The following is an 18695-nucleotide window of genomic DNA, read 5'->3' on the forward strand; positions in this document are numbered from 1 at the left end:
CGTTGCGGTTGCCGGGAGCGCTGATGAATGGAGCAATGACGTTGCAGTTGCGATCGCACAAGGCCACCACCTTGTCGCCCTTCAGATGCTTGTGCCCGCTATACTCGAGATTGTCGCCACCTTTCTTCGCCGCCGTCGTGGTGCCGTCGCCGTGGATGACCGAAAGGTCAAGCAGCTGGTCCTGATGAAGTTGCTGCACCGAGCCCGAAAAGATGGCATCGATGCAACCATCGGCCTGCCAGCGACGAAACGTGCGGTAGATGCGCGTATAGGTATCCCGGTGACTTCCATGCAGATTACGACGGCAACATGATCTAGCTGCGACAAGGCGTTGCGACCTGCCCCGATAATATTTCTCACCAAATCAAGGAGTTGCTGTTTCGGGTTCGCTGCCAGCCGCACCACGCCGTGTTCCGACGATTGTCAGTTGCGTTGCCGATATTTTCCCGCTACGCTGGTCGGTCCCTCTTTCGTTTGTGGAGCGGACGGCGATGGAACACTGGCGACTGGCTTACCTGGGCACACGGCGAATCCCGCGCGACCTGAGCGAGTTTGAGCTCGCCACGTTCTTCACGTTCTCGGCCAAGGAGCGCGTGCTGATCAACGCCCGCCGGGGTCCGCTGTACCGGCTCGCGCTAGCGCTGCACATCGGCTTCGTGCGCATGAGCGGCACGACGCTCGACGCATACCAGTATGTGCCGCAGATCTTGTGGAGTCACCTCGGCAGGCACCTCGGCATCGAGCCGCCAGATCTGGGAACACTTCGCACTCTTTACGAAACCCGTGAGCGCACACTGTTCGATCATCAGGCGCTCGCCTACCGGGCGCTCGGCTTTGTACCGATGGCCGAACACCAGCGCCGCTATGTCGTGCGCTGGCTGAAGGAAAGGCTGTCGGGACGCCCGAACCGCGCCGATCTGATGCAGGAGCTCAAACGCTGGCTTTACGAGCATCGCGTCCTGATCCAGCGGGACCGCGCGCTCAAGCCGTTGCTCGTGCAGGCCGCCCGCGATGTCGAGACTGCTTTGGGAGCGAGTCTGCTGCAGGCCTTCGGCGAGGCGGCACTCGATCGGTGGGGTTCGTTACTGGCGCAGCCGCATGGCTCGTTCGCCAGCCTGCAGCAATGGTTGTGGTCGGTCCCGCTGCGCAATTCAACGCATCAGATGAACGAGCTGTTCCGCAAGATCGATCGGCTCGTCGAACTCAATGTACATCTCGACTGGCCCGCGGAATGCAACGAGGCAGCGGTGCGGCACTTCGCGCGGCGCTGCGCTAATCGAAAGCCGTCCGTCAGCCGTCGCATCCAGCAGGAGACCCGCCGGCTCGAAGTCGCCTGTTTCATGCGGTATGCGCTCTGCACGACCACCGACCAGCTGCTGTCGATGCTGGGCCGCTGGATCCGCAAGGCGATCAACGAAGCCAGCAGCAGGGTCGCTGCGACACGGCCTGATCTCAGGGCCCAAATACGCGATCTGGCAACAGCCGTCAAGACAATCGCCACGGACGCCGACTTCACACGCGACGAAATGGTCGAGCAGCTCTGTGCGCTGGCCGACGCGGCGCTGAAGCAGGACACACCGAGCCGTACGAGCCAAATGCGTGCACAACTGGTTGCAAAGCGGCGCATGGCCCGGGCCATGCTCGCAAAACTGCTGTCATTGCCATTCGAGGCGCAGACTACGCATCCCGTCATCGAGTCGCTCGCTTTGCTGCGCGAACTGTACGCAGGTAAATCGAACGAGCTGCCCGCCGATACCCCGATCCATCTGGGCAAGGCCTGGCAATGCATGATCGAAAGCGAAGACCGTAGCCAGGCGCTGCTCGCCTTCGAATGGGCAACGCTTTTCGCGCTACGCGTCGCCTTGCGTAACGGATCGGTCTTCGTCGCGCACAGCTTCGAGTTTCGCAGTCAGGCGACGTTGCTGATTCCCGACGACGAATGGCAGGCGAAGCGCAACCACTACTACGGCCATCTGGAACTGCCGCAGGACCCGAAAGACTACCTCGCGCCGGTCATCGAACATCTGGACGCCGGCCTCAGGCGTCTGCGCGAAGCGGTCGCAAGCGGCGAGGTACGTGTCGACGACGCGGTCCACATCGGTCCTCTCAGTGCCCAGCCCCACGATGCCGCGCTGGAAGCGTTGCGCCGCGCGATTCTCGAGCGACAACCCGACGGACAGCTGCCGCGGATCATTCTCGAGATCGATAGCGCCGTGCGTTTTAGCTGGGTTCTGCTCGGTCGCGAACCGCGCTCGCGCGGCGAGCTGCTGATGGTCTATGCCGCCGTCCTCGCGCACGGTACGTCGATGTCAGCCGCCGATTTCGCGCGCATGGTCCCGGAGCTGTCCGCGAGCGCAATCCGGCAGATGATGAACCGTATCGCCGATGAACGGATGCTGCGTCAGGCCGCCGACGCGGTGCTCGAGTTCATGCACCGGCACCCGATTGCGCAGCACTGGGGACGCGCGGACCTGGCCTCATCGGACATGATGTCGCTGGAAACTACACGAACGGTCTGGCAGGCACGTGCCGATCCGCGGCGCCGCACCGCTTCGATCGGTGTGTACACGCATGTAAGGGACCGCTGGGGCATTTTCTACGACCAGCCCATCGTGCTGAATGAGCGCCAGGCCGGCGTCGCGATCGAAGGCGTGATCCGCCAGAACAGCACCGATGACGTGACCTTGCTCGCCGTTGACACGCACGGGTATACCGATTTCTCGATGGGGCTTGCCCGAGCGCTTGGTTTCGACCTCTGCCCACGGCTTGCGCATCTGCGGGATCGTCGGCTTCACGTGCCAGTCGGGCATGTGATATCGGACGAACTTGAAGCAGTGGTCGACCGTGACGTAAAACCCGAAGTGATCGAAGCAGTCTGGGACGAGTTCGTGCGGGTTGCCGCCTCCGTGCAGAGTGGCCGCTGCACCGCCGTTCAGGCGCTGACGCGCTTTGGTTCGGCGGCACGCGGCCAGCCGCTCTATGAGGGAGGTGTGCAGCTCGGACAGCTTTTCCGGTCGATTTTCCTGATCGACTACTTTACCGTGCCGGCGTTTCGCGGCGAACTGCAGCACGCGCTCAATCGTGGCGAAGCGGTTCACAACGTGCAGCGCGCGATCCATCAGGGCAAGATACCGGTTGAACTCACCCGTCACCGCCATTCGATGATCGCGGTGTCGTCCGCACTGACGCTGCTGACCAACGCCGTCATGGCATGGAACACCCTGCACATGCAGAGCGCGTTGGACACGATCGGGCAGCCTGGAAACCAGGCAGTACCAACACACCTTCTGCGCAGCATTGCACCGACCTCACTCGAAGGCATCAATTTGCGCGGCACCTTCGACTTTCCGATTGCCGACTACGCGGAGCGACTCATGCCGGGCCTGAATTCCAGCATCCCGTTCCCTTCGAAGCGCACTGGCTCCAGCTGATGCCCGCGATGCGCATTCTTTCCTTGACGGACAGCGCTGAAGGGAACTCGCCGGTTCAACTGGTTCGTCGGTGTCGAACTCATCGCGTGTTGTCGCGAGGCTGAACCTTGCACTCGTGATGCCCTCACGTTGGCGCGTTTTCCCCGCCGCCTGTCTGACCATACGGTGCGGCCTGAGCCCACTTATTTCGGACTACATCTCGTTCGAAGCAATCCGGCTGGGCAATAGGGCTCCGGTGCGCTCGAGGACCGGGTACGCGGCCGCGGCCACGATATGCGAATTGATCAGCTTCAGGTCACGGAGCACATCGAGATGCAGTGCGCTGGTCTGGGCGGTGTCGATGCGACCCGAGCGCAGCCGCTCAAAGTGCGAAGCTGTCGCAGCGGATTCGGCTTCCCTGAAGGCCACCTTCTCGTCAGCCAGCATGCGTGCCGTACGTGGATCCTCCGTCACGAACAGCGACGCAGCGGTACGCAGATTGGCCATCAGGCGGTCCATCATAACCAGCAGTTCCGTTTCCCCTTCCTTCGAAAATGCGAGTCCGCGCTTCACGCGCTTGGTGGCGTGCGGGAGCAGGTTCAGATCCACCACATCGCCCGCCTGCTCGATGTTGATCACGAAGGTCAGGATCTCATGCAGCCGCCGATGATCGTCCTCAGCAAACTGTTCGGGATCGAGTGACGTCAGGTACGTCTTGATCGCGGTATTCAGGTGGTCCAGGATGTCATCGCGCCGGCGGGTTTCCACAATCAGTTTCCGGTCGCCCTCCACCAGCGCCGCGCGGGCACCCGCCAGCATCTGGCCGAGCACATCGGCCAGGCGCAGTGCCTCACGTGCCGCATGGCCGAGCGCCACCATCGGAATCTGCCGGGCGGCCGGATCCAGATACAGTGGACGCGACGGGTCGGCGGGGTCTGCGCGCTCGGGCAGCAGGCGGCGCAGCAGGCGCGCATACGGAGACAGTACCGGCAGAAACAGGCAGGCAAGCACCAGGTTGAACATCGTATGAAAATCGGCCACCACCCTGGCATTGTCCGGTTCAATCGTGACCATGAGCCGGCCAAGCGGTCCGAGCGCGGCGAGCGTCATCACGACGCCCACGGCCCGCGAAAGCAGATTGCCCACGGGCAACCGCTTCGACGCCGGATCGCCCGCGGTGGTCCCCTCCACCAGCGGATTGATGGCAGTGCCGAGATTCGCGCCCAGCACCAGTGCGAACGCGGCATCGGGCGGCACCACGTTCTGCGCACACAGCGACATGATGAGCAGGATGATCGCCACGCTTGAATGCGCGGCCCAGGTCAGTCCCGCCGCCAGCAGCACATCCACCAGCGGCACGGTGGAGGCGGCGCCCAGCAGCATGCGCAGACTGGGTGCGTCCTCGTAGTCCGTCATTATCCCGAGCAACTGGTGCAGCGCGAGCAGCATCAGGCCCAGGCCAATCAGGACGCGGCCCAGATCGTGTGCCCGTGTGGTTGACGCCTTCCGGAACATCAGCACGCCGACGAGGATCAGCGCCGGCGAGGCCGCTGCCACATCGAACGACAGCACCTGCACAATCACTGTCGTGCCGACGTTCGCGCCGAGCATGACGGCGAGCGCGGGGACCAGCTCCACCAGGCCGCCTGCCGCGAAGCCGGCCGTCATGAGTCCCGTTGCTGTACTGCTTTGCAAGACTGCGGTGACGCCCATCCCGGCCAGGAAGGCGCCCAGTCGCCCGCGCAGGGCCCGACCGAGCAGTGAGCGAAGGCTGGCACCGAATACGCGCTGGACGCCGGTCTGCACCATGTGGGTACCCCACAGCAGCAGGGCAACGGATCCAGCCAGATCGATCAGCGTGAACGTTAATGTCATGATTCAGAGCCCTCCGTGCCAGGCGACCCGTCATGTGACTCTTCGTACGGGCGTGTCGCGCGTTGCCTGCACGTTCGCATCGGAGCCTGAACCGTTAATGGCTAAACCCCGGCGCCCGGACAGGGCAAGCGAGACTTCCTCTCGCAAGCCGCGGTTTTTGCCGATTTACGGCGCGACCATGAGGCCCCGCGCGGTTCACTTCGATTTGGGTGGCCGGCCAGTCTTGACCGGCTCGACCGCCGTGACGGCCGCGAGCAGGCGTTTCGTCGGTTCGGACTCCAGCAGAAGCAGGGCCGCCCGCAGGAGCTCGCTCTTTTTCACGTCAACGCCCGCATCGAGGCACCGCTGTTTGAGCACCGCTATCTTTTCGTAGTCTGCCCGTGGCATCGTGAAGGTGTCCCGCACAACCTTTTCCCGCCCGACCTGCTTCCTGCGATGCCGGACGACGCACGGGGGAGGCGCTTCAACGGGCGTTGCCGTCCGTGCGTTCGTCGCCGAACGTTGAACTTCCGGCGTATTGACCGCCTCCCTGTCTGTAGCTGCCTCACTGGCAATTGCATCCGTGTGCGCATACGGTCGTTTGCCGCTTCTGCTCCGGGTGGCCTGTGGTTTCATGGTTGCGGTGAGGTTTGACAAACGGTACAAACAGTTTATCTTGTTTTGAACAGAAGGAGTTTTCCATGTCAGACAGGCACCTTTCCAGCGGGTTCGACGCTGACCTTGAACACCTGTCGTCCCGGTTTTTCGAGATGGGGGGACTGGTTGAGTCGCAACTGACCGATGCGATGGAGGCGCTCAGCCGCTTCGACATGGACCTGGTCGGGAAGGTGGTTGAGGAAGAGCATCGACTCAATGCGATGGAAATCGAAATCGATGCCGAATGCGGCAACATCATCGCGCGGCGCCAGCCCACCGCATCCGACCTGCGTCGATTGATGGCCATCTCAAAGGGCATTACCAATCTCGAGCGTGCCGGCGATGAGGCACGCAAGATCGCGAAGCGCACGCGCCGGATCGCGAAAAACGGTGCGGGCAGAAACGTGAATATTGCGGAGATCCAGTCATCCGGTCAGATGGCGGCAACCATCCTCCGTAACGCGCTCGCGGCATTCGCCCGACTCGATCCGGTTGCGGCAGCCCGGATCATGCGGGACGATGAGGCGATCGATGACCGGTACCGCGCTTTCGTGCGCAAGCTGCCAACGTACATGGCTGAGAATCCTGGCATCATCTCTTCTGCGCTCGACTACCTGTTCATGGCATCGGCCATCGAACGGATCGGGGATCACGCGAAGAATCTGGCGGAGCTCGTCATTTACGTTGTCAAGGGCACAGATGTACGCCACGTTTCGCGCGAGCGACTTGAGCACGAAGCCCTGGATGGTTGAGAACCGGACAACAGGGGCACGAAGCCGCAACGATCGTGAGCGGCCCCGGGATGATTGCCGGGCTTCTTCGCATACCCGTAGAACTCAGTTGATTCCGCTGGAGCGGGTCGCGTCCGGGATCAGGTGCCCCGGAATCACGCCCAACGGGCTTGCTCATTTTCGGGCCGTTGCGCGCGTTTGCCGAAGGACAACAATACCCCCGGCGAAGGTGGCATTGCCGCCGACTGCCGCAGTGGCATGACGAAAGAGCCTGCAATGTCCTGCCCGAAAAGGTCGTCCACGATCGTGCACGCGGCGATATATCCGCCATTCAGGGCGTCGGCCTCGCTATCGAACGGGTGGCCGCCTGCTTCACCCAGTCTGAGTGGCGACAATCTGGGCACTGCACTGCCTGCTTCGCAAATCCGAACAACCGCGACATAGCCCGGATGCGCCGAAGCGCGTTCTGTCGGGCGGCTGCGGAGACCGGATTCGACTGCGACCTGCACGGTGAATCCGTTGTATTCGTACGTCTGTGTCATCGCATGCTCCATTGACTTGCCGTGCCTGCGGCCTTCATGCCTGACCTGGCGTCGGCCGCGCGCAGATCTCGAAGAACCTTGCAGTAATACGTGGCAAGCGCTCTTATTGCAATTGAGATTCCGATAGCGGACGGTTCCGCACTTCGAAAACGCACAATTGTGACATTTTTGTGACGTACATGGTGTGCGAAGTGCACATCGACATTCCGTTGCCGGCCACGCCGAGCGGATTTGCTGCTTGCTGCGAATGTCTCTTCAGAGGCCCCCAATTTCTGATCGCGCCGCTTCATCGTCTGGGTCGTCGTCATAAAATCGGCGCCTCGCATAAGAGGTCAGACTGTTATGAAAGACAGGGCAACGGTGCTGTGTATCCGTAATGGCCGCGTTCTGCTGGTCGCGAGGGCACGCTCGCGATGGGCGCTGCCCGGTGGCAGGATCAGGCGCGACGAGGCGCCTGTTGATGCCGCGCGGCGCGAGCTTGAAGAAGAGACGGGACTTGTTGCGACGGAGTTGATCTATCTCTTCCGGTTTGGTGGTCTGGGCACGCTGCACGATGTCTTTCTGGTTGAGGTGCCGGCCGACGCGGTCGCACAGCCCGGCAATGAAATTGCGCGATGCCGTTGGTTTGTGCCGTCGAAGATCGCCACCCCTTCGGCCAGCGTTCCTACACGCGGTATTGTCGAACTGCTGTTTCCGCGTGGACCGATTCAGATGGCGACGCCAACTAACCTGGCAGGGACGCCCGCGGGCGAAGGCATGACCATGGCGCCGAAATGAAAATCCGGCGTAGATCCACGAGACACCGCGCCTCTGCGTCACACGCGTGCCACGGACGGTTGGCAATGTCGAACCGATGTGATGGTTGACGAAGGCTGCCGCACGCACCATTGGATCGGCGCGCACAGGAAACACCAAAAAGAACCGTTCGCGCAGGCATATGCTGGTGCGTGAGGCTAGCAAACGTATGCAACCGGCTTCCGCAACTCCCACCAGGGCCGATGATCTCTGGAAGTGTCATATGAACCGCATCTACGACTACCTTGGTTTCGAAGTTGAGGTCAGTGCCGAGGCGCATCCCGGTCTGGCCGAACCCGGTAAACCGCATGACGGACTCGGGTACGTGGCCGTCGTGACGATCACAAAGGCCGGTCAGCCCGTTTCATGTTTTACGTCCTTGCGGCTCGGAGAAGCGGATGGCCACCTGTTCAGGAACGAGGTCGACGCCGTGATGGGCGGCTTTTCCGCTGGACGCCGTTTGATCGAGGATCTGGGTCACAACGAGCGCGGCTAGCATCGCGCCTGCGCATCACCGACCTGCTTCGCGTGCGTGATTCGCACTTCCGGTGTTTTGGCAGACTGGCTCGAGGGAAAGCGCGAGCCTGATCGCCGCTTGAAGTCAGAGTTGAAGCCGCCTACCTTGAAAAGGGAGTGCAGGGTCGCGGGCGTCATGAAGCACAGGCAGGGAATAACCAGTGTATCGCGGGGTACGACAATGAAAATGTCTCACAGATTGCGGTCCCGTTCGGCAGGGCCGGTTTGGGGGCTGATTCTGGGCCTGTTCCTGATGTTGATCGGAATCGGCCTCTGGATCTATGCGAAATCAATGCAACCCGGCAGTCGCCTCGATGAATCGCTTGCGATGGCAGCAATGCTCATTGGCGCTTTTCTGGCTGCTTACGCCGGACGGGAAATCAGGAAAAGAGATCGATAATTCCACAGCCGCGTCGGTAACCCTTGTGTGTTTTCCCGGTCGGGTTCGTGCGTTGCGCGGGAATGGCAACACTGATTCGCCAGTTGCGAGGGTTCCCCTATGTCCGGGTCGGCGTTGGTTGCCAGGATTCCTGCGGCCGAGCCGTTGGTCGGTGAGCTGCGCATGCGCTTTGGTGCCAGCTGCAAGCTGCGCGTCCCCGCGGATATCACGGTGTTGTTCCCATTCATACCGGCCGCTGACATTGCACCCGCAGTCATTCATCACGCGCAAGTCGCGTTCGTTGGGCGAGCTGGCGCTGTTCAGCCTTTCGTTGGGGCTGTCGGACAATTCATAGGGCTGCGCCAATTTCCGTCGATCCTCTTTCTCTCACCGGATCCCCCAGAATCATTCGTTGCGTTGACAACGGCCCTGGGCAGGGCCTTCCCCGTGTGTAGCCCATACGATGGTACACACGAGGACAGCGTTCCACACCTCAGCGTAGCGGACGGCGACGCGTCGGATGTCCACGCGGCCTCAATCGAATTGAAGCAATAGCTTCGCACATCGGCACTGATCCAGACAGCATGCAACCCGGTGACCCTGCTCGGAACGCGTCGGGCCGATGGAAGGAAATGCATGTATTCATGCCTTTCGAACGCATAGCGTCCGGTGCGCCGCCTTTCCTGTGCAACGTCCTCAAACTTCAGCGACGCGATCGTTTCGGAGTGACGTTCGGCGATAGGGTATTTACCTATAAAGAAGCATTCCGAACGCCGATTTAACAAAGTTAGAATGTTTTATCTAAATGAGCAAAACACTCTTTGCTCCGTCAGGTACGAGGTCGTGGGCCGCACCCAGAAAACACCGATCTTCCGCCTGACACTGGTCAGGCGCTCGTCGGAAAAAACAAGGAGAGAATGAATGAGCACACTTATGCCCGAGCAGTTGATCACGTCGCACAAGGCATACATTGCTACCCTGTTCACGCTGACGGGGCAGACGTTCGACGGCTATCGCAAACTGGTTGAATTGAACCTGGCCACAGCCAGAGGCGCGGGCGCTGAGAGCGCGAAACTGTACCAGGAAGTCCTCTCCTGCAAGACGCCCGAGGAACTGCTCGTGCAACACGCAAGCGGGTTGCGGCTTGCGTCAGCGCACATCCTGTCGTACGCAGGTCGCTTCTGTGACATCGTGCGCGAGACCCAGTCGAAATGGATGCAGGCCGCACAGTCGCAGTACGACGCGGCGAACCGATACGCTTCGAAGTCCTGAGTTTATGACTGGAAAGATGAACGTGCGGCAGAGCCGTCGCACCCTGTATCTCTGAGTTCGCCCAGGAGGCATCCGTGCTCAGTCCGCACGAATTTACAACGCTGATGGTCGTCAGGGATGCGCCCGACCAGATCGAACCGGACCGCCTGGAACTTCGCACCCTCCTTGACCTGCGGCTGGTGACACTGGAACCACTTTTGACAGGCCGACAGTGTCCGCGCATCACGCCGAACGGCAGGGCGGTCCTGGACGCCGTTGCGCGCATTGGCTAACCGGCTGGCAGCAAGGCTCGACCGGCCCGGGATGAGGCGGCGCACAGACCAGCGTTGTGGCGGCAACCGTTTTTGCCGGCAAGCGGACCAGTGAATGTCTCGAAGCCTGAGTGACGAAGGAGGCAAAAATGAGCACGTCATGGATTGGCATTGCGGTCGGTACCCTGGTGCTGGTCATCGCCGCGATCGGTGTGGCTGGACATTATCGACGCGAACATCGTCGCGAGCAGTTGCTCAGGAATCTGGATCATCACGACTGGTGCCACTGGGTCCGCACTCGCAGGTAGGTGTCGCGGTACAAAAAAGTCGGCACCTGGAGCGCACCCCAAACCGTGTTTAACGCCCAGTAAACGTCTGGTCCACGAATGCGCGCAACTGAGTCATGTCGGTTTTTGCGTAGGCAGCGGTTGTCTGTATGGACGCGTGACCAAGCAGCGCCTGCGCGGCTGGCAGCGGCACCTTGTGGTCGACGACGAGCGCACGCGCATAGCCGTGTCGCAGCCAGTGGGGCGAGGCCTGCCGAAGACGCGCAGCACCGGCGTGATCGACCTTTTCGAGATCGTCGGCGGCGGCCGCAAAGATCGACTTCACCTCGTCGTACAGGCCCGATTCCCTGAGCGCACCGCCCTTGAGCCCGTGGATCAGCGCCGCATGCTCGAAAGGAACGGGTTGCGGCGGCAGGCCGCGCAGCTGCCGGTAGGTTTGCAGGATCGGCACGCAGACCGCGGGCAACGGTATTGCGCGCGGCTTGCGCCGCTTGCCAAGCACGTGCAATGTCCAGCGGTCGCCCGCGTCGTCGGCCTCCAGCTTTGGCAGTTGCGCCTCGTCGGGGTATTCGTCCTTCCCGTGCAAAATCTGGCGGTAGTCTCCCGGAGAGTCGCGCCCAGTAAGGCTTGCCGTTTCCGCGTCCGTTACGCCCAGCTGGATCTAGCAAACTATTGAAAAGTCACTGCTTTTCGGAGCGAAGCGCCAGATTTTGCACGAAAGGTACGACTACCCCGCGCTTCACTTCCCCACGGCGGCCAGCCTCGCTGCCACGGAGTCGTACTGACTTGCCGAGCTGCCCACAGTACTGGCGTGCCACCCCGACCGAATGACGCCCCTTCTTTGGAAAACCGGTGTCGTCAATAATCCAGTAGTAGCCGGCCTCTTCAGCAGCGTGCGCGCCTAACGCGGGCATCACCCATTCGCGTACCCGCTGCAGGAGCGCACGATCAGACCATTCTGCCTTGGCCACAAAGTGGTGGAGTGACTGGTGCTTCGCACTCGCGTGAAGTGGGTCAATATGCGCGGCCATCGGCTCGACGCTCTTGCGTGACAGCGGCAATACCAGGCCCGAACAGTAGCCCTTGAGGCCGGCATGGCGATCGGCGTGCCCTAACGCCTGCGCCAGATGATTCAGATACGCGTCAAATTCGTCGACATCTTCTTTCATCGCGATCGCCTGGAGTCTGTATTATTCAATAGTACCAGGTATCGCTTTGCTGTGAGTATTTTATGACACAGTACGACTAGTTCTGAAGACCGAGACGCCTCCCCCCGCGTCACAATGGTTGTCGCCTGGATAAAATTGGAATCTGGGGGCGATAAAGAGAGAACAAGTTGGCGCGTTACGGAAAGACATTCAAGGACAGGGCAGTGGCGCGGTTGCTGCCGCCGGAGAGCGCATCAGTGGAAGAGGTTGCGCGAGAGATCGGTGTGGGCGCGCAGACGCTGGAGCGCTGGCGCAGTGATGCGCTGTCCATGCCCGCTCGCGAGCGGGCATGGACAGCGGCCGCGCGTTTCGAAGCGGTGTTGAGCACGGCAGCGATGGACGAGACGGCCCGCAATGCGTGGTGCCGCGAGCATGGCGTGTATCCGCAGGAACTGGCGCAGTGGCGGCAAGCGGCCACGCAGGCGCTGGCCGAGCCCGAAGAGGCCCGTGCGAGTCCACAGCAGACGAAGCAGGACCAGCGTCGCATCAAGGAACTGGAACGCGAACTGCGGCGCAAGGAGAAAGCACTGGCCGAGGCAGCCGCATTGCTGGTTCTTTCAAAAAAACTCGGGGCGATCTTCAACACGGACAAGGGCGAGGACGAATGATCGGCCTCGAAGATCGCCAGTTCCTGGCCCGGGAAATCGATTCGGCAAGACTGGCTGGCGCACGGTTGCGCCTGGCCTGCGAGGTGGCCGGAATCGACGTGCGTACCCTGCAGCGCTGGAGGGCCAATCAAGGGCTCGTCACTGGCGACGCCAGGCCCGGCGCGATGCGCCTGCTGCCCGCGCACACCTTGAGCCCGCAGGAGCGGGAAAACGTGCTGCGCGTAGCCAGCGAGCCGCGCTTTGCCGACATGCCACCGGCGCGCATCGTGCCGATGCTGGCTGACGAAGGCGTGTATATCGCCAGCGAATCGACCTTTGCACGCGTGCTGCGCGAGCATGGGCAGATGAGGCGCCGTGGCCGTGCCAGAACTCCTTCGAGCGGCCGGCCGCCGACCACGCACGTTGCAACCGCGCCGCGCCAGGTGTGGTGCTGGGACATGACCTATTTGCCGGCAACGGTCACAGGGCGATGGTTCCACCTGTACCTGATTCTGGACCTGTACAGCCGCAAGATTGTCGGCTGGGAGGTGCACGACAGCGACGCGGCCGAACACGCTGCTCATCTCGTACGTCGTACGGCGCTCTCCGAAGGCATTGCCGCCCTTGAGGCCCGGCCGGTGCTGCACGGCGATAACGGGGCGACGCTGAAGGCCACGACCGTGCTGGCGATGCTGCACTGGCTGGGCATCAAGCCGTCGTACTCGCGCCCCCGGGTCAGCGACGACAACGCCTATGCCGAGGCGCTGTTCCGAACCGCGAAGTACCGGCCGGAGTTTCCGGTCACAGGCTTCGAGGACCTGAACGCTGCTCGCACCTGGGCTGCCGGCTTCGTGCAGTGGTACAACTTCGAGCATCGTCATAGTGGCATCCGCTACGTGACGCCTGCGCAGCGTCACGCCGGTGACGATCGTGCGCTTCTCGCCGCTCGGCATGCACTGTACGAGAGGGCCCGCGAGCGCAATCCGGCCCGCTGGTCGCGCCACACGCGCAACTGGACACCGGTTGGTGCCGTGACGCTTAACCCCGAACGCGACTCAGTCGTCGAGATGGCGTCGATCAGCGCAAATAAACAGCCTCTGGCTGCATGAGTGAGGCGACAACTTGCTTGACGCGCGCCGGCCTCGACTCGATGCAACATCAGTTGCACGACCAGCCGGCGAGGTAAAGGCAAAGGCGGCGCGTCTGAGTCGTGTCCTTATCGATCGGAATGGTGAACGGCGCCTGTTGTAAAGTCGGGCGCCGCAAGGCAAACAGGGCAACATCGCCTGCGCTGTCAGACCCTCTACACGAGCAGATACACCTAACGATTGCATCCCGCGGAAGGAAAACTGTTGGGAAGGCTCTCCCGCTACCGCTGCCCGCCAAGCGGATGCCTACTACTATGAAACATATTCCTTGGAAGCGTACAATTGCTTCGCATCCTCAAAAGGTTATAACGGGGCATCTATAGCCCGGGGGTGTGTTGATAGTATTGTGTGCACCCGCATGAATATGATGCTTATTGCCAACGGGACGCCGATCACTATCGAACCCGAATCTGGTCAGCCGGACGACAGGGGCCAAACTTACATGCCGCCTGGAACTATTGAGAAATTCGCTTGGGCCAGATGGCTTCTGGGTGGCGTGGGAAAGCCGAAAGGCTTTGAGTTTCTGCGTGAATACACCCGCCTTTACAAGCATTCCGGATTGACGGATTTATTGCGTTCTACGGCAGCAACGGGCGCTATTAGCCCGGCCGGCTGCACTGTCGAGTAGCCGGATGAGAAAGCTGAGTTGCGTCGTTGAGCGCGGTGGGGCGGATCGAGTCACTTACTGTCAAGTCGGAAAATGGTTGTTGGCGTGCCCTTTGTCGAGGGGATGCCTTTGCTATTACGCGCCGAACGAGCTATAGAAGAGAAAGTTCACGCACATTCCGGAGCCGCACACCATGGCCCTGCGCGTTTATCTCTCCTCCACCTACGTGGACCTCAAGGACTATCGCGACGCCGTATTCAAGGCGCTGGAAAAAGGCGGCCTCCAGGTCGCACGCATGGAGGCGTACACCGCCGCCGACGACCGGCCCATGGATCTCTGCCTGAGGGACGTGGCTCAGTCGGATCTCTATGTCGGCGTCTTCGGCTGGCGCTATGGCTTCGTTCCTCCTATCGCGCACGGGAACGAGGCAGGTCTTTCTATCACCGAGCTGGAGTACCGCCGGGCTCTCACGCGACACATTCCGACGTTGCTATTCCTGAGCGACGAGTCGACCCGAGAGCAGTGGCCTGAGTGTTATCGGGACGACTGGACCGGAAACGGCGAAAGCGGCAAGCGCATCACGGCATTGCGCGCTGAACTCGGCACGGAAAAAACGCGGCAGTTCTTCGCCGACTCGCAGCAGCTAGCCACCGACGTGTTGGCTGCCATCCTGCGTAGCGGTGCGGTCAAGCGCCCCTTTCTCGTTCCGCCCATGCCAGTGGGCTTCGTGGCTCGGGCACGCGAGACCGCTGACATCAAAAGGAACTTGCTGTCCGGGACGTCACACCAGGCGGTCGCGATCACTGCGGCGATCCAAGGAGCGGGCGGTTTCGGCAAAACCACCTTGGCTTCGGCCGTATGTCACGACCCTGAGATCATTGCCGCGTTTCCCGGCGGGGTGCTTTGGACCGAGCTGGGTCAGGCGCCTGATATTCAGGCTCGCCTCACCGAGTGGTACCACGCGCTGTGTTCCGATGCTCGGGACATGGACAGCGCATTCATGTCGGCGGAAGACGTGCGACGCGCCGTTAGCGAGCGAATCGCGAGGCGCGGTGTTCTGCTGGTGGTTGATGACGTATGGAATGCGCTTCATCTGAAACCCTTTAGCGAGTTGGGTACAGCCCGTTTGCTGTACACGTCCCGCATCAAGCAGTTGATTCCGACGGCCCAGACGGTGCCCGTCGACGAGATGACGAAGGAGCAGGCGGCTGCGCTGCTGGCGCGTGATCTGCCGGTTGCGAGGGACGACGTTCGCTTTCGTGAGCTTGCCGATAGGCTGGGTAATTGGGCGCTGTTACTCGAGTTGGCCAACGCACGTCTCATCGAGGAGTTCCATGCGCGTGGAGCTATCGAGGCAGCCTATCAACATGTGACCCAGTTACTGTCCAGGCGCGGTGTCTTTGGTTTGGACGTACGGAATGCCGAGAGCCGCAACCAGGCCGTACGGCTGACGTTGCAGATCGGGATAGAGGAGGGCCAGACTGCAGTCGGCCCTAGAGCCTACGAGCTGGGTATTTTCCCGGGGCACACCGCGATTCCGGTGCGGGCTATCGTTGAGCTGTGGGGGAATGACCAATTCACGATTGAAGAAGATTTCCTGCGTCCCCTCGACCAGATGCATGTCATTACGTGGAATCGGCAAGAAAATACGGTGCGTCTGCATGACGTGGTGCGGGCGGGATTGGCAGCCCTAGCGGGCAATCGCTCCGCCGTTCACCAGCGCTTGATCGATTCATGGGGCGTTCCGGCTCGAATCCCGTCCGATCACTCCTATGCCTGGCGATGGTTCGGCTGGCATTGCGTCGAGGCAGGCCAACCTGAACGCTTGCGTGACTGTCTGTTCGATCCAGGCTGGTTGCATGCCAAGCTCACAGCGGTCGGCGTTGCTGCGATCATCGGGGACTGCGAACGCCTCAGCATGCAGCAAGACGAAGATAAGACAGCAAGCCGCAAGGAGGATCGAGCAGTCGAATTGCTTGCCGACGCACTGCGTAAGTCTGCCCACGTGCTCGCCCCGTATCCCGATCAGCTTGAAAACCAGCTCTTTGGCCGCTTTCGGCCGGGCCTTGCGCACGATCTTGACGACTTGCTTCAAAGGATCGCGCCACGCCTGGCACGCCAAAGGTTGGGGGCGCTTTTCCCGAGGCTTGATCCCGTGGGCGGTGCGCTCCGGCTCACGCTCGTTGGACACCAAAGCACGGTGCGGGGCGCGCTGCTGCTACCGGACGGGCAGGCGTTGTCGTGGTCGGCGGATCACACGCTGCGGATATGGGATTTGGCGACGGGTGCAAGCCGGACGCTCACTGGCCACAAAGACGCGGTGGGGGGGGCGCTGCTGCTGCCGGACGGACAGATGCTGTGGTGGTCGGCGGATCACACGCTGCGGATATGGGACTTGGCGACGGGCACGAGTCGGACGCTCACTGGCCACAAAGACGCGGTGGGCGGCGCGCTGCTGCTGCCGGACGGACAGGCGCTTTCGTGGTCAGCGGATCGCACGCTGCGAATATGGGACCTGGCGACCGGCGCTAGCCGGGTGCTCACCGGCCACAAAGAGGCGGTGGTGGGCGCGCTGCTGCTACTCGACGGGCAGGCGCTAACGTGGTCTGCGGACATGCTGCGGATATGGAACCTGGCGACGGGCGAAAGCCGGGCGCTCACCGCCCACCAGGGCCCGGTGCGGGGCGCATTGCTGCTGCCGGACGACCTGGTGCTGTCATGGTCGGGGGCTTGGTCGGCGGGGCTGTGGGGCCCGCCGGTTGACACTCTGCATGTATGGAACCTGGCGACGGGCGCAAACCGGGTGACTGTCGCAGACCGGGTGATCGCCGCAGCTAAGGCGCTCTACGCCCACACAGAGGCGGTGGGGGGCGCGCTGCTGCTGCCGGATGGGCGGGTGCTGTCGTGGTCGGGAGCCTGGAAGGCGTACACGCTGCGGATATGGGATTTCTCGACGGGCGCGAGTCGGACGCTTACCGGGCACGAAGACGCTGTCGTGGGGGCGATGTCGCTGCCGGACGGACAAGCGCTGTCATGGTCGGCGGATCGCACGCTGCGGGTGTGGGACCTGGCGACGGGCGCGAGTAGGGCGCTCACCGGGCACAAAAACGCGGTGGCGGGTGCGCTGCTGCTGCCGGACGGACAGGCGCTGTCGTGGTCCGGTGGCGGGTGGTCGTCGGATCGGACGCTGCGGGTGTGGGACTTGGCGACGGGCGAGAGTCGGATGCTCAACGGCCACGAAGGCGCGGTGGAGGGCGCGCTGCTGCTGCCGGATGGGCACGCGTTGTCGTGGTCGGCGGATCACACGTTGAGGGTGTGGGACCTGGCGACCGGCGTAAGCGAGGCGCCTGCCGGGCACGAAGATGCCGTGGAGGGGACGCTGGCGCTGCCGGACGGACACGCGATGTCGTGGTCGGCGGATCGCACGCTACGGATATGGGACCTCGCGACGGGCGCAAGCCGGACGCTCACCGGCCACAATGGGGCGGTGGAAGGCGCGCTGCTGCTGCCGGACGGACAAGCGCTGTCATGGTCGGCGGATCGCACGCTGCGAGTGTGGGACCTGGCGACGGGCGCGAGTCGGGCGCTCACCGGGCACGAAGACGTGGTGGAGGGCGCGCTGCTGCTGCCTGACGGGCAGGCGCTGTCGTGGTCGGCGGATCGCACGCTGCGAATGTGGGATCTGGCGACGAGCGCAAGTCGGGCGCTCACCTGGCACGAAAAGCCGGTTGGGGGGGCGCTGCTGCTGCCAGACGGGCAGGTGCTGTCGTGGTCGGCGGACACGCTGCGGATATGGGACCTGGAGACGGGTGCAAGCCGGACGCTGACCGGCCACAAAGGCCCGGTGCGGGGCGCGGTGTTGCTGCCGGACGGGCAGGTGCTGTCGTGGTCGGCGGATCGCACGCTGCGCGTGTGGGACCTGGCGACGGGCGCAAGTCGGGCGCTTACCTGGCACGAAAAGGCGGTGAAGGGCGCGCTACTGCTGCCGGACGGGCAGGCGCTGTTGTGGTCGGCGGATCACACGCTGCGGATATGGGACCTGACGACGGGCGCAAGCCGGACGCTCACCGGCCACAAGAGCACGGTGGAGGGCGCGCTGCTGCTGCCGGACGGGCAGGCGCTGTCGTGGTCGGCAGATCACACATTGCGGGTGTGGCGGCTTGAAGATGGGGAAGAGACGGGCCGCTACGTCTGTGAAGGAAGTCCGAGGGGCGCGTTGATGGTTGATACGAATTTACTTCTCATAGGGGATGCGACGGGCCATATCTATTTCCTGAGAATCGGCCAGGCGCCCGTGCACCCGGGCGGTCCGTCCGGTGAGCACGGCGGCGAGGCGCGCGCCGGCAATGAAGACCGCAATCATCCGCAGGATAACCATTAGCGATTGAACGCTTTTCGCGCGCCACCGCTTCGCGATCGCATTGCAACGCGCCTGGCGTCCATGCCGCTCA

General features: G+C 62.4%; 15 protein-coding genes and 2 pseudogenes. 12 read left to right on the forward strand and 5 right to left on the reverse strand.

All coding sequences use genetic code 11. From position 1 onward, the window contains the following. Both HWY30_RS35620 and HWY30_RS35625 read left to right on the forward strand, forming a co-directional pair. Nucleotides 1–313: hypothetical protein (locus HWY30_RS35620; protein ID WP_176079004.1), on the forward strand; the 313-nt coding region annotated here is incomplete at its 5' end. 178 nt (nucleotides 314–491) lie between these two features. After that, nucleotides 492–3431 (forward strand): Tn3 family transposase, encoded by a 2940-nt coding sequence (locus HWY30_RS35625; RefSeq protein WP_090812395.1) that lies wholly within the window; start codon nucleotides 492–494, stop codon nucleotides 3429–3431. 192 nt (nucleotides 3432–3623) lie between these two features. Here HWY30_RS35625 and HWY30_RS35630 read toward each other — a convergent pair whose 3' ends face one another. Together HWY30_RS35630 and HWY30_RS42125 are read right to left on the reverse strand one after the other, a co-directional pair. Beyond that, on the reverse strand, nucleotides 3624–5285 hold the full coding sequence (locus tag HWY30_RS35630) for a Na/Pi cotransporter family protein (protein WP_090812394.1): 1662 nt from the start codon (nucleotides 5283–5285) through the stop codon (nucleotides 3624–3626). A 195-nt stretch (nucleotides 5286–5480) separates the two neighbouring features. Next, nucleotides 5481–5900 (reverse strand): hypothetical protein, encoded by a 420-nt coding sequence (locus HWY30_RS42125; protein WP_244145132.1) that lies wholly within the window; start codon nucleotides 5898–5900, stop codon nucleotides 5481–5483. 65 nt (nucleotides 5901–5965) lie between these two features. Here HWY30_RS42125 and phoU point away from each other — a divergent pair, with 65 nt between their 5' ends. Then, nucleotides 5966–6673 carry a phosphate signaling complex protein PhoU gene (phoU, locus tag HWY30_RS35640; RefSeq protein WP_090812393.1) on the forward strand — a complete coding sequence of 236 codons (708 nt, stop codon included), beginning with the start codon at nucleotides 5966–5968 and terminating at the stop codon, nucleotides 6671–6673. A 134-nt stretch (nucleotides 6674–6807) separates the two neighbouring features. On the opposite strand, the gene HWY30_RS35645 is transcribed toward phoU, so the two are convergent. Next, nucleotides 6808–7194, reverse strand: coding sequence for a hypothetical protein (locus tag HWY30_RS35645; RefSeq protein ID WP_176079005.1), 387 nt, complete (start codon nucleotides 7192–7194; stop codon nucleotides 6808–6810). A gap of 342 nt (nucleotides 7195–7536) precedes the next feature. On the opposite strand from HWY30_RS35645, the gene HWY30_RS35650 reads away from it, so the two are divergent. The 6 genes from HWY30_RS35650 to HWY30_RS35680 all read left to right on the forward strand — a co-directional run bounded on the left by HWY30_RS35650 (nucleotide 7537) and on the right by HWY30_RS35680 (nucleotide 10715). After that, entirely contained in the window at nucleotides 7537–7971 is a 435-nt protein-coding gene (locus tag HWY30_RS35650; protein WP_090812392.1) for an NUDIX hydrolase, read from the forward strand. Nucleotides 7972–8212: 241 nt separating this feature from the next. Continuing rightward, entirely contained in the window at nucleotides 8213–8485 is a 273-nt protein-coding gene (locus tag HWY30_RS35655) for a hypothetical protein (RefSeq protein ID WP_090812391.1), read from the forward strand. Between the two features lie 582 nt (nucleotides 8486–9067). Further along, complete coding sequence (locus HWY30_RS35665) at nucleotides 9068–9439, forward strand: 2'-5' RNA ligase family protein (protein ID WP_244145133.1); 372 nt, start codon at nucleotides 9068–9070, stop codon at nucleotides 9437–9439. 366 nt (nucleotides 9440–9805) lie between these two features. Next, nucleotides 9806–10156: a TIGR01841 family phasin gene (phaP, locus tag HWY30_RS35670; protein ID WP_090812389.1), complete on the forward strand. Its 351-nt coding sequence runs from the start codon at nucleotides 9806–9808 to the stop codon at nucleotides 10154–10156. Nucleotides 10157–10230: 74 nt separating this feature from the next. After that, complete coding sequence (locus tag HWY30_RS35675; protein ID WP_090812388.1) at nucleotides 10231–10428, forward strand: hypothetical protein; 198 nt, start codon at nucleotides 10231–10233, stop codon at nucleotides 10426–10428. Between the two features lie 128 nt (nucleotides 10429–10556). After that, nucleotides 10557–10715, forward strand: coding sequence for a hypothetical protein (locus tag HWY30_RS35680; RefSeq protein ID WP_167368853.1), 159 nt, complete (start codon nucleotides 10557–10559; stop codon nucleotides 10713–10715). A gap of 49 nt (nucleotides 10716–10764) precedes the next feature. Here the strand turns inward: HWY30_RS35680 and HWY30_RS35685 are convergent. Further along, nucleotides 10765–11253 (reverse strand): annotated as a pseudogene (locus HWY30_RS35685) (tyrosine-type recombinase/integrase); the annotation flags it as partial. 226 nt (nucleotides 11254–11479) lie between these two features. Further along, nucleotides 11480–11863, reverse strand: a pseudogene (locus HWY30_RS35690) (transposase); the annotation flags it as partial. A 167-nt stretch (nucleotides 11864–12030) separates the two neighbouring features. On the opposite strand from HWY30_RS35690, the gene HWY30_RS35695 reads away from it, so the two are divergent. From HWY30_RS35695 to HWY30_RS35705, 3 genes are all read left to right on the forward strand, one after another. After that, a protein-coding gene (locus HWY30_RS35695; RefSeq protein WP_090812387.1) for an IS3 family transposase occupies nucleotides 12031–13598 on the forward strand; the annotation gives its coding sequence in 2 pieces (ribosomal slippage) (nucleotides 12031–12469 and nucleotides 12469–13598; 1569 coding nt in all). 397 nt (nucleotides 13599–13995) lie between these two features. After that, nucleotides 13996–14265 (forward strand): hypothetical protein, encoded by a 270-nt coding sequence (locus HWY30_RS35700; protein ID WP_090812386.1) that lies wholly within the window; start codon nucleotides 13996–13998, stop codon nucleotides 14263–14265. A gap of 172 nt (nucleotides 14266–14437) precedes the next feature. Further along, entirely contained in the window at nucleotides 14438–18625 is a 4188-nt protein-coding gene (locus HWY30_RS35705) for a DUF4062 domain-containing protein (protein ID WP_090812385.1), read from the forward strand. Nucleotides 18626–18695: the final 70 nt, after the last annotated feature.

Source organism: Paraburkholderia tuberum STM678 (assembly GCF_902833905.1).
GTDB classification, from domain to species: domain Bacteria; phylum Pseudomonadota; class Gammaproteobacteria; order Burkholderiales; family Burkholderiaceae; genus Paraburkholderia; species Paraburkholderia tuberum.

Excerpts from the sequence above, each read along its gene's own strand:
- HWY30_RS35645 (WP_176079005.1), bottom strand. The coding sequence starts at position 7,194 with ATGACACAGACGTACGAATACAACGGATTCACCGTGCAGGTCGCAGTC.
- HWY30_RS35680 (WP_167368853.1), top strand. The coding sequence starts at position 10,557 with ATGAGCACGTCATGGATTGGCATTGCGGTCGGTACCCTGGTGCTGGTC.
- phoU (WP_090812393.1), top strand. The coding sequence starts at position 5,966 with ATGTCAGACAGGCACCTTTCCAGCGGGTTCGACGCTGACCTTGAACAC.
- HWY30_RS35665 (WP_244145133.1), top strand. The coding sequence starts at position 9,068 with ATGCGCTTTGGTGCCAGCTGCAAGCTGCGCGTCCCCGCGGATATCACG.
- phaP (WP_090812389.1), top strand. The coding sequence starts at position 9,806 with ATGAGCACACTTATGCCCGAGCAGTTGATCACGTCGCACAAGGCATAC.
- HWY30_RS35700 (WP_090812386.1), top strand. The coding sequence starts at position 13,996 with ATGAATATGATGCTTATTGCCAACGGGACGCCGATCACTATCGAACCC.
- HWY30_RS42125 (WP_244145132.1), bottom strand. The coding sequence starts at position 5,900 with ATGAAACCACAGGCCACCCGGAGCAGAAGCGGCAAACGACCGTATGCG.
- HWY30_RS35650 (WP_090812392.1), top strand. The coding sequence starts at position 7,537 with ATGAAAGACAGGGCAACGGTGCTGTGTATCCGTAATGGCCGCGTTCTG.
- HWY30_RS35625 (WP_090812395.1), top strand. The coding sequence starts at position 492 with ATGGAACACTGGCGACTGGCTTACCTGGGCACACGGCGAATCCCGCGC.
- HWY30_RS35630 (WP_090812394.1), bottom strand. The coding sequence starts at position 5,285 with ATGACATTAACGTTCACGCTGATCGATCTGGCTGGATCCGTTGCCCTG.
- HWY30_RS35655 (WP_090812391.1), top strand. The coding sequence starts at position 8,213 with ATGAACCGCATCTACGACTACCTTGGTTTCGAAGTTGAGGTCAGTGCC.
- HWY30_RS35705 (WP_090812385.1), top strand. The coding sequence starts at position 14,438 with ATGGCCCTGCGCGTTTATCTCTCCTCCACCTACGTGGACCTCAAGGAC.